The sequence below is a fragment of the Kitasatospora sp. NPDC088391 genome (assembly GCF_044753345.1).
In the GTDB taxonomy this organism is placed as follows: domain Bacteria; phylum Actinomycetota; class Actinomycetes; order Streptomycetales; family Streptomycetaceae; genus Kitasatospora.
The window spans coordinates 757,458-767,651 of sequence record NZ_JBIVNB010000003.1 but is presented as its reverse complement, the minus strand read 5'-3'; the positions used below and the strand labels follow the sequence as shown (position 1 = coordinate 767,651).

At 75.6% G+C, this 10,194-nt stretch carries 8 protein-coding genes; 3 read left to right on the top strand and 5 right to left on the bottom strand.

Annotation, left to right across the window (positions count from 1 at the left end; all coding sequences use genetic code 11):
• Positions 1–67 precede the first annotated feature (67 nt).
• The 5 genes from ACIQBJ_RS12185 to ACIQBJ_RS12165 form a co-directional block, all read right to left on the bottom strand.
• Positions 68–1,360, bottom strand: coding sequence for a GNAT family N-acetyltransferase (locus tag ACIQBJ_RS12185; protein WP_400707746.1), 1,293 nt, complete (start codon positions 1,358–1,360; stop codon positions 68–70).
• A 61-nt stretch (positions 1,361–1,421) separates the two neighbouring features.
• Positions 1,422–2,702 carry a C40 family peptidase gene (locus ACIQBJ_RS12180; protein WP_400707743.1) on the bottom strand — a complete coding sequence of 427 codons (1,281 nt, stop codon included), beginning with the start codon at positions 2,700–2,702 and terminating at the stop codon, positions 1,422–1,424.
• A gap of 297 nt (positions 2,703–2,999) precedes the next feature.
• Positions 3,000–3,959: a hypothetical protein gene (locus ACIQBJ_RS12175; protein ID WP_400707740.1), complete on the bottom strand. Its 960-nt coding sequence runs from the start codon at positions 3,957–3,959 to the stop codon at positions 3,000–3,002.
• A 91-nt stretch (positions 3,960–4,050) separates the two neighbouring features.
• On the bottom strand, positions 4,051–5,766 hold the full coding sequence (locus ACIQBJ_RS12170; RefSeq protein ID WP_400707737.1) for a threonine/serine exporter ThrE family protein: 1,716 nt from the start codon (positions 5,764–5,766) through the stop codon (positions 4,051–4,053).
• A gap of 209 nt (positions 5,767–5,975) precedes the next feature.
• The gene (locus ACIQBJ_RS12165) at positions 5,976–6,587 is read right to left on the bottom strand and encodes a DedA family protein (protein WP_400707734.1); all 612 of its coding nucleotides are present in this window, start codon (positions 6,585–6,587) and stop codon (positions 5,976–5,978) included.
• A gap of 110 nt (positions 6,588–6,697) precedes the next feature.
• Here ACIQBJ_RS12165 and ACIQBJ_RS12160 point away from each other — a divergent pair, with 110 nt between their 5' ends.
• The 3 genes from ACIQBJ_RS12160 (at position 6,698) to ACIQBJ_RS12150 (ending at position 10,060) form a co-directional block, all read left to right on the top strand.
• Positions 6,698–7,642, top strand: coding sequence for a cation diffusion facilitator family transporter (locus ACIQBJ_RS12160; RefSeq protein WP_400707731.1), 945 nt, complete (start codon positions 6,698–6,700; stop codon positions 7,640–7,642).
• Between the two features lie 283 nt (positions 7,643–7,925).
• Positions 7,926–8,672, top strand: coding sequence for a hypothetical protein (locus ACIQBJ_RS12155; RefSeq protein WP_400707728.1), 747 nt, complete (start codon positions 7,926–7,928; stop codon positions 8,670–8,672).
• Positions 8,673–8,815: 143 nt separating this feature from the next.
• On the top strand, positions 8,816–10,060 hold the full coding sequence (locus ACIQBJ_RS12150) for a helix-turn-helix domain-containing protein (RefSeq protein WP_400707725.1): 1,245 nt from the start codon (positions 8,816–8,818) through the stop codon (positions 10,058–10,060).
• Positions 10,061–10,194 lie beyond the last annotated feature (134 nt).

Sequence of the window (10,194 nt, the reverse complement as noted above, 5' to 3'; positions counted from 1 at the left end):
GCGCGGCAGACCGGGTGGACCGGTCTGCCGCGCCTCTGGGGCAGGGCAGTTGGTGGAACGGGAGCGGTCAGAAGCTGTCGGGGTTCCAGGGGGCCCGCGCGGTGCGCAGCAGCGTGGTGGCGGACCTGGCCGCGCCGGGGGCGAGTTCGGTGACCAGACCGGCGTCGGCCAGCCGGGTCGCGGTCTCGCCGCCCAGGTAGAGTGCGCTCAACTGCGAGATTTCCAGGGCGAGTTCGGCGGCGTCGTCGGTGGGGGTGATCCGGCCGGTGCCGTCGGCGGCGGCCTCCAGCGCCCAGCGGCCGGCCGTCCAGCCGTAGCGGTCGGTGACGTCCAGCACGATCCGCCCGGGGGCCTCGTAGCGGCGGGCGGCGAACGCGGCGGGCAGGTCGAGCAGCCGCAGCCAGGTGAAGTCGGCGGTCTCCTCGTGCGGGCGGGCGCCGCGCGGGTCCTTCAGTAGCAGCGGCAGCGGGTCGCCGGGGCCGAGGCCGGCGGCGACCACGTGCCGGACCCAGTCCACCGAGAAGGCGAACTTCCACAGCGCGTTGGCGGTGGGCGCGTCCAGCGCGAGGAAGTCACGGACCGTCAGCGGGCAGTCCGGGTAGGCGCCGTCCCACTTGTCCTCGACGGCGTAGCTGATCAGGCCGGTGACGGTGCCGTCGGCGGTGCGGTGGACGGCCGTGAAGCCCTCCTTCCAGTCGAAGCCCGGCAGCTCCAGCGCGCCGGAGCGCAACCGCCACCAGTGGTCGGGGCGGCCGATCGCGCCGGGCCGGGTGGGGCGCCAGCGCTCGTGCAGCTCCGGGCCGAGCTTGCGGAACTCGTCCAGGTCGATGAAGTCGATCCGGTGGCCCTCGTGCACCGGCAGGTCCTCGCGCAGGCCGCCGGAGCGCAGCACGTCGACCCGCCAGCCGGCCAGCGGGGCGGCGGAGCCGAAGCCGAAGCGGCCGTAGATGTTGTGCTCGGCGGCGATCAGGATCGCGGCGGCCGAGCCGCGCTCGCGGGCGGCGGAGAGGTCCTGGCGCATCATCCCGCTGAGCAGGCCGCGCCGCCGGTGGGTGGAGTTCACCGTGACGGCGGTGATGGCGTCGACGGGCAGCCGGGCCCCGCCCGGCACCGTGATCCCGGTGTCGTAGCTGCGGAAGGTGGCGACGCAGCGCGGGCCCTCCGGCGTCGGGTCGTCGCGGTCGAAGGCCGCCAGCATCCGGCCCGGCTCGAAGAGCAGCTCGCGCCACTCCGTGGCCGGGGCGACGTGCGGACGGAGGAAGCCCCGGGCGATCGCCCGGTCCCAGACGGCCAGTTCCTCCCGGACGATCGGCCGGATCTCGATGCCCCCGTCGGGGCCGTGCTGTGCGTCGTTGCCCATCCGGCCACCGTACGACGGCGGCCCGGCCCGGACACCCGATTTTCCCCCGCGCCGGACGGGCTCAGGGGCGGGCGTAGAAGTCCGGGCGGCCCATGATCCAGAGGCTGGCCTGTTTGATGGCGGTGCCGGGGCGGGGGGCTTCGATCATCTGGTCGTCGCCGAGGTAGATGGCGACGTGGTAGATGTCGGCGGCGCGACCGGTCTTCGTCCAGAACACCAGGTCGCCGGGGCGGAGCCGGTCGTAGGTGACGGGGGTGGACTCGGCGTACTGGTCGGCGGCGAAGTGGGTGAGCTGCTTGCCGCCGCGGCGCCAGGCCATCATGGTCAGGCCGGAGCAGTCGTAGCCCTGCGGGCCCTCGCCGCCCCAGATGTAGGGCAGGCCGACGACGGAGCGGGCGAAGGCGAGGGCGGCGGTGGAGCCGCCGGCCGACCACGCGCTCTCGCGCTGCGGGGGCGCGTGGTGGCGGGCGGCCTCGGCGGCGGCCGCGGCCTCGGCCTCCGCCTGGGCGCGGCGGGCGGCCTCCTCGGCCTCGCGGGCGGCGATCGCGTCCAGGGCCTCCCGGCGGCGGCGTTCGAGGTCGACGGTGGTGTCGCGGGCGGCGGCGAGCTCGGCGAGCAGGGTCTCCCGGCGGCGGCCGATCTCGGTGACCTGGCGCTGCTGGTCGGCGAGCCGCTGCCGGGCCTGTTCCTCGGCGGCCCGGACCCGTTCGGCGGCGTCCCGGGCGGCGGCCTCGGCGGTGCGGGCCGTCGCTGCGGCGTCCTTGGCGGCGCGGGCGGTGCCGGTGGCCCGGTCGAGGATCTGCCGGGTCTGGGCGCCCGCGATGCCGACGGCGGCGGCCTGGTCGGACAGCGAGCCGGTGCCGCGGGTGCCCAGCAGGGCGTCCAGGGCGGAGAGTTGGGGCGAGGCGCCCTGCCGGTAGATCTCGGCGGCCAGTCCGGCGGCGCGTTCGGCGGCGGCGGCCCGGTCGGTCTCGGCGGCGGCGGCCGCCGTGGCGGCGGCGCGGGCCGCGTCCCGGGCCCGGGTCAGCCGGACCTGGGCCCCGTTGTACGCCTCGACGGCCTGTTCGGCGGCCTGTCCGGCCCGGTCGAGTTCGCCCTGCGCGGCGGCCAGCGCGGCTTCGGCGGAGGCCGCGGCGGCCGCCCTGGCGTCGGTGTCGGCGTGCGCCCGGGCGATCTCGTCCGCGGACGGGAAGGCGTCCTGGCCGTCACCGGTGGGCGCCGGGTCGTCGGCGGGCCGGGTCAGGGCGCGGCCGGCGGGGGCGGCGGGGGCGCTCGCGGCGGGCAGCAGGGCGAGCAGCGCGGCGGAGCAGAGCAGGAGGGCGGGGAGGAGCCTGCGGGGCATGACGGGTCCTCTCTCGACGGGTGACGGCGACAGGTCGCGGCAAGCGGCGGCGGGACGGCCCGGCACCGCCGGGCACCGGCCGTCGGCCGACAAGCCGGATGTCCCATGAGGTGACAATCCTTTTACGCACCGTCAGATTCGCAGAGCCGCCCGCCGATCGGCGCCACCGCCATGCCGCCGCCCGGGTGAGATGTCGGATTGTCGGAACCCGCGGGCGCGACGGGCCTGCGCCGCACCGACGGGTCGCCCACGAACCCTACCGGTTCGAAGACGGACGAACGGCGTCCCGACGGAGCGTCAGCGTGCCTGCTGCGGCGGCTTGCCGGTGGCGGTGGTGCGCGGCCGTCCGGCCCGGACGGTGCGGCGGCGGCGCTGGGCCCGGGCCCGGCGGGCCGGGTCGGTGGCCTGGGCGGCGGCGGGGCTCCGCCCGCCCGCCGGGCTCTCCGGGTGGCGGTGGGCCAGCGCCCGGGCGGCCATCCGCTCGACCACGGCGTGCGCCTTGGGGTGGTGCGGCGGGACCTTGTCGGGCGCCCCGGCGATCAGGTCGAACAGCCAGGTGCGGGCCCGGTCGATGCGCGCGTGCAGGCGGCGTTCGCGCCGGATCGCGCGCGCCATGCGCCGGGGGCGGGAGGAGTAGCGCCAGCGCGCCCACGGGCTGGTGGGGCGGGCCAGCCGGATCGCGCCGATCCAGGACAGGCCGGGCACCATGATCCCGAGCAGACCCGTCCAGACCTTCCCCTTGAGCAGCGCGACCAGGCAGACCAGCGCGTTGACGCCGATCACCGCGACCAGCCCCCACCGGGTGTCCTGCCCGGGCACCACGCCGAGCGGGACGTAGCCGGTGAGCAGCAGCGCGGTCAGCAGGATGCCGAGGATCACCGCGTCCACGGACTTGCGGCCCTGCTCGCTCCAGTACACGTCGTCCAGGTGCAGGATCAGCGCGAACTCGTCCAGCACCAGGCCGCAGCCGATGCCGAAGGCCAGGCCGAACCAGTCGATCCAGGGGTGCCCGCCGTTGGTGGCGAACACCCCGATGCCGCCGAGCAGCAGGAAGCCCAGGCCGAACACCATGTGGTGGATGTGCAGCCCGCCGGGGGTGACGTTGCCGGGCCACCAGCGGACCTGGGCGCGGATCATCCGGGTGCTGAACCGGATGAACACGAAGGAGGCGATGAACCCGGTCAGCAGCAGGAACAGCGGCTGCTTGTGGGCGTCCACGATGTGGTGGCGGTAGCCGTCCAGCAGCGCACTGATCATCGGGTGGTGCCTTTTCTCGCGGGTGCGCGGACCGCCCGGGGTGGCGGCGGTCCGACTGCGGGGTGCGGGCCGACTGCGGGGTGACGCCGGGTCAGAAGCCGCGGGTGCGCTTCGCAGCCCGGCGCGGGATCAGCAGGTGCGGGGTCTCCCGGTCGCTGGCGCCGGGGTTCTTCAGGAACAGCCGGGCCACCTCGCCCCCGAGGTTGACGCCGATGGCCAGCGCCAGCGCCAGCGCGACGGCCCGGGAGGCGGAGACCAGCCCGACCGAGGCGTGGCCCTGGGCGAACGCCAGCATGCCGAGGTAGAGCGCCGAACCGGGCATCAGCGGACCGATCGCGGCCGTCACGTACGGCAGCGCGGAGGCCGCCCGGTAACGGGCCAGCAGCTGCCCGAACAGGCCGACCAGGCCCGCCGCGATGCCGGTCGAGACGATCGCCGAGATGCCCGCCCGGGTGAGCACGCCGTAGACGGCCCAGCCGATGACCGTGTTCAGCACCACCATCGGCAGCGCGCGCCGGTCGGTCTGCAGCAGCATCGCGAAGGCCAGCGCCAGCACGATCGCGGCGACCAGCTGCACCGGCGGGTTGGGGGCGACGCCGGCGATGCTCTCGTCCGGCCGGAGCTTCGCGTTGTAGTTGACGCCGATGTAGAGCACCAGCATGACGCCGATCACGATGCCCGCGATCAGGTACATCACCTCCAGCAGCCGGGCGGCGGCGGTGATGTAGAAGCCGGTCAGGCCGTCCTGGACGGCGGCCACCATGGCCCGGCCGGGCAGCAGCGCGAACAGCCCACCGGTGATCACCACCGAGCCGCGCAGGTGCAGGTCGTTGAAGGAGAGCAGGATGCCGCAGAGCGCGGCGGGCATCGCGGCGATCACGAACTGGTAGAACTCGGGCAGCCCGCGGCGGGCCACGAAGGACGCCAGCCGGTCGCCGACCGCGGCCGCGACGAAGGCCGAGACGAACACCAGCCAGGCCTTGGTGTCGACCTGCCCGCCGACGAGGAAGGAGGCCGCGCCGGCCAGCAGCCCGGTGGCCATCGTCAGCAGCCACACCGGGTACGGGTGCCGGTTGCGGCGGATCTCGGCGAGCCGCCGGTAGGCGTCGTTGACGCTGACCTTCTCGGCCGTGATGTCCGCGACCAGCTCGTAGACCGCGGCGAGCCGGGTGTAGTCGGACGTCCGGCGGCGCACCACCCGGTCCGCGGTGACCGGCGGGTCGATCAGCGAGGGCTGGTGCGAGATCGAGATCAGCGTGAAGGTGACCTGCGGCTCGCAGTGGTCGAGCCGGTAGGCGTGCGCGATGCCGAGCATCGCGGCCTCCACGTCCTCGGCGGCCTCGCCGCTGGCCAGCAGCAGTTCGCCGATCCGCAGCGACAGGTCGAGCACCCGGGGCACGTTGCGCTGGGCCTGGCCGCTCGCGGCGGGGTGCAGTTCGCGCGGGGTGCGCTCGAAGGCCGGGCGCTCGGCCATCGGCGTGCGCAGCAGGGTGCGCATCCGGTCCGGCCAGGGGGCGTCGCCGGGGGCTCCCTTGTGCAGCTCCGCCAGGTCGATGCCGTGGGACGGGGTGTAGCCGGCCGCGTTCCACTCCTCGGGGGTGAGGGTGTCCTGGGCGAGCGGGTTGCGGGCCCGGACGGGCTCGCCCGGGTCGGGGACGGCGTGGCCCAGCAGGCCCTCGGTCTGGGCGGGCGGCGGCGCGTGCGGGATGCTGACGGGCCGTTCGATCGGCGGCGCGTCCGGCCCGAGCAGCCCTTCGGTGGGCGGCGCCCCCTGCGCCGGTGCGCCCTCCGGCTCGCGATCGGACACGGTGCTCCTCCGCCTCCCCGGCCGCCCGCCCGTCCGGGGCGGCCTGCTGGCCCCCACCTTGCCCGATGGGGGGCGCCGGTGCGAACAAGGGGTGCGCACCGTTCCGGATCATGGGGTGCGCACCGTCCCGGACGCAAGGGGTCCGCCGCCGCACTCGGGCAAGCGCGGCCGCGCCGGGCTCGGCCGCGCCACGCTCAGCCGCGCCGGACTCAGCCGCGCCGGACGGCGGCGCGGCGGGCCCGGAGCAGCTCGGCCGCGACGGGCAGCGCCGAGACCAGCACGATGGCCAGGCAGATCGCCTCGATGTTGTCGCGGACCGCCGGGACCTGGCCGAGGAAGTACCCGAGCACGGTGATCCCGGCGCCCCAGAGCACCCCGCCGACCACGTTGAACAGCACGAACGTGCGGTACCCCATGCCCGCGACGCCCGCCACGATCGGGGTGAAGGTGCGCACCACCGGCACGAACCGGGCCAGCACGATCGCCTTCGGGCCGTGCCGGTCGAAGAAGGCGGCGGCGCGCTCCGCGTTCTCCCGCTTGAACAGCCGGGACTCGGGGCGGTTGAACAGGCCCGGCCCGACCCGCTTCCCGAACAGGTAGCCGACCTGGTCGCCGGCGATCGCGGCCAGCACCACCAGCGGGCAGACCACCCAGAGCGGCTGCGGCAGCGTGCCGCCCGCCACCAGCAGGCCGGTGGTGAACAGCAGCGAGTCGCCCGGCAGGAAGAAGCCGATCAGCAGGCCGGACTCGGCGAAGACGATGGCCAGGATGCCGATCAGGCCGAAGGTGGAGATCAGGTTCTGGGGGTCGAGCCAGTGCACGGGCGGGACTCCTGTCGGTCAGGGAATGGCAATGGAAGAGTAAAGCATTCACCAAGAAACTCCCCAGCCTACCGCCTGATACGCCATCAAATCGGACATACTGACCGGCTATGGGCGCCATGGACGAACCGAGCGGCAGCACGGACGAGAGCCTCACCACCGTGATCGTCGCGGGCCTGTGCAACCTGGGCATCGCCCTCGCCAAGGCCGTGGCCGGCGCGATCAGCGGCTCCAGCGCGATGCTCTCCGAGGCCGCGCACTCCTTCGCCGACACCGTCACCGAGGTGCTGCTCTTCGTCTCCCTCAAGCGCGGCACCCGCCCCGCCGACGATCTGCACCCGCTCGGCCACGGCCGGGAGCGCTACCTGTGGGCGCTGCTCGCCTCGTTCGCCACCTTCGTCGGCGGCGCGGTGTTCTCCGTCCACGACGGCGTCCACACCCTGCGGCACGGCGAGGAGCTGGGCAGCCCGGTCCTCTCCTACCTGATCCTGGGCGTCGCCTTCGTCCTGGAGTCGGTCTCGCTCTCCCGGACGGTCCGCCAGCTGCGCGGCACCACCACCCGGCTCGGCGTCGGCGGGTACCGCTACCTGCGGCGGACCTCCGACACCGCCGTCAAGGCCGTCTTCCTGGAGGACGCCGCCGCCCTGATCGGCCTGCTGCTCGCCTTCGGCGGCCTGCTCGGCGCCCAGCTCACCGGCGACCCGCTCTGGGACGGCCTGGCCTCGGTGCTGATCGGCCTGCTGCTCGGGTGGGTCGCCTGGGTGCTGGCCCGCGACAACGCCTCGCTGCTGATCGGCCGTGCGCTGCCCGAACGCTACGAGCACGCCATCGCCGCCGCGCTCACCGCCCAGCCCCAGGTGGTCCGGGTCCTCGACCTGGTCACCAGCGTGTACGGGCCGGACGACGTGCTGGTCGCCGCCAAGGTCGACTTCGCCGACCTGGCCACCGCCGCCGACATCGAGGCCGCCTGCGACCGGGCCGAGCGGGCCGTCCGGGCGGCCGTCCCCGCCGTCACCCGGGTCTACCTCGACCCGACGCCGCAGCCGCGCCCCTGAACCAGCGCCGCCCCGTCCCCGACCGCGCCCCCGGAAGGCCCCGGACGAGCCCCCGGAAGACCCCGGCAGACCCCGAAACGGCCTCCCGGCGTCCCGGCGGACCGTTCCAGGCAGGGGGAAAACCACAGGTGGGAGGGGGTGAAACCGTTCCAGCGTCCCGCCTCGGCCCGGAAGGCTGGCGGACCGGTCCGGGCAGCGGCCAGAGTTCTGCCCAGCGGCCGACGCCGACGGCTCGCCGCCCACTCCACTCCGTCACTCCACACCCGATCCGGGGGATTCCGCCATGTCCGCTCGCCGCATCCTGTTCGTCCCCGCCGCCCTCGCCCTGGGCGCCGCGCTCACCCTCACCGCCTGCGGTTCCGACAAGGCCGGCGGCTCCGCCCAGGCCGCGAAGCCCTCGCAGAGCGCCACCGCCGGCACCGACGCCGGGGCCGCCGCCACCACCGCGCCCCAGCCCGCCGCCTCCACCCCGGCCGCCGGGGCCCCCGCCCCGGGCAACACCGGCGCCGCCCGCCCCAAGACCCCTACGACGCCGACCACCGCCACCGGGGCCGGGAGCGCGGCCGGCGGCGGTGAGTCCTACGCCTACACCCACTCCTGCAAGGCCGCGAACCTGACGGTCAAGGTCACCACCCGCGGCGGCAACGCCGACCAGCGGGTGATCGAGGTGCACAACCAGGGCAGCACCTACTGCGGCCTCAGCTACTACCCGCTGGTCTCGGTCGGCAAGTCCGCCGACCGCGGCAACACCGTCACCCCGCTCGTCCCGGGCGGCCTCGGCGGCCCGCCGGCCTACGCCCTGGCCCCCGGAAAGAGCACCTTCGCGGTGATCGACCTGAACCCCGGCAGCGGCAGCGCCGGCGACTACGACGAGCTGAACGTGCTGGCCGACGACCAGATGCCCAACGCCGACACCCGCAACTTCCCGCTCGGCGCCGGCGCCAAGGTCGGCAAGCAGCCGAAGCTCGGCCTGTACGCGGACAGCGCCGACCACGCCGCCCAGTCCACCGCCCTGGCCGGCAAGAGCTGAACGGCCCCGGCACGCCCCTCGCCCCGGGTCCGCGGCGCTCCCCCGCTCCGGTACCGGCCGGACCGGCCGGTACCGTGATCAGCGGTACGGACGGCGTGCCGGCCGGTGCCACGGACCGGGCCGGAACAGGCGAGAGGCAGCAGATGAGCGCGGAGACCGACGAGTTCGCGGCGATGCTGCGCGAGCTCAAGGAGCGTTCCGGCCGCAGCTACGGGGCCCTGGCGACCCGGCTGCACCTCAGCACCTCCACCCTGCACCGCTACTGCAACGGCGCCGCCGTGCCGACCGAGTACGCGCCGGTCGAGCGGCTGGGCCGGGCCTGCGGGGCGAGCGGCGAGGAACTGGTCGAGCTGCACCGCCGCTGGCTGCTGGCCGACGCGGCCCGCCGCCGCGAGACCGCCCCGGAACCGCCCGCATCACCGGCCCCGGCCGCCCCGCCGGTACCGGACGTGCTGGCCTCGGACGCCGCCGCCCCCGACGAGTTCGAGGTGCGGACGGTGCGGACGGAGCGCCCGGAGGCCCCCGCCCCGCGCCGGACCCGCGGCCGGGTGCTGCTGAGCGTGGCCGCGGTGGCGGTGGTGGCTGCCCTGGTCTCCGCCTTCGTGCTGCGCGACACCGGCGACGACGCCGACAAGGCGGCCGGGAAGGCCGCCGGGAGGACCACCCCGCCCGCCGCCACCGGCACCGCCCCGTCCACGCCCGCCGCCACCGGGGGCTCGACCGGCCCGGGCGCGGACGACGGGGCCACCGGGACCGCGCCGTTCGACGTCTCCGTGATCAGCGGCAGCTGGGGCAGCCCCTGCGACCAGTGGTTCCTGTCGCCCCGGGCGCCCGGGCAGATGGCCCCGCCGCCCGCGGAGATCTCGGCCGGCCGGGTCGACAGCTGGGCGGCCTCCCAGCGGCTGGTCCCGGCCGGGCACCTGCGGATCGAGCTGACCGCGCAGGGCAAGGACGCCGGGGCGGTGGTGCTGAACCGGATGACCGTGGTGGTCACCAGCACCCGGCCCGCCGAGAAGTGGAACGCCTTCACCCCGGGGTCGGGCTGCGGCGGCGTCGAGCTGACGCCCGCCGCCTTCGAGGTCAACCTGGACACGGCCTCGCCGCAGGCCGTCCCCGTGCCCGGCAAGGAGGGCGAGCGGAAGACGGCCGTCACCGACTTCCCGTACAAGATCTCCGCCAACGACCCGCAGGTGATCGACGTGGACGCCTTCAGCAAGTCCCGGGACGTCAGCTGGTACCTGGAGATCGAGTGGACCGGCGCCAACAAGAGCACGGGCACCAAGCAGGTCTACCTCGACGGGCAGCAGCCGTTCCGCACGGTGGGCATGCAGGGCGCGCCGCAGTACTTCCACAACGGCACCGCCTGGGCGCCCTTCACCCTGGGCTGAGGGCCCGTCGGGGGCCCCCGCCCGCGGGGGGGGGGGCCGGGGGCCCCCCCGCCCGGGGGGGGGGGCGCCCGGCGGGCGGGGGGGGGGGGGGGCGGGGCCCGGCCCCGCCCGCCCGGGCGGGCGCGGCCGCCGGG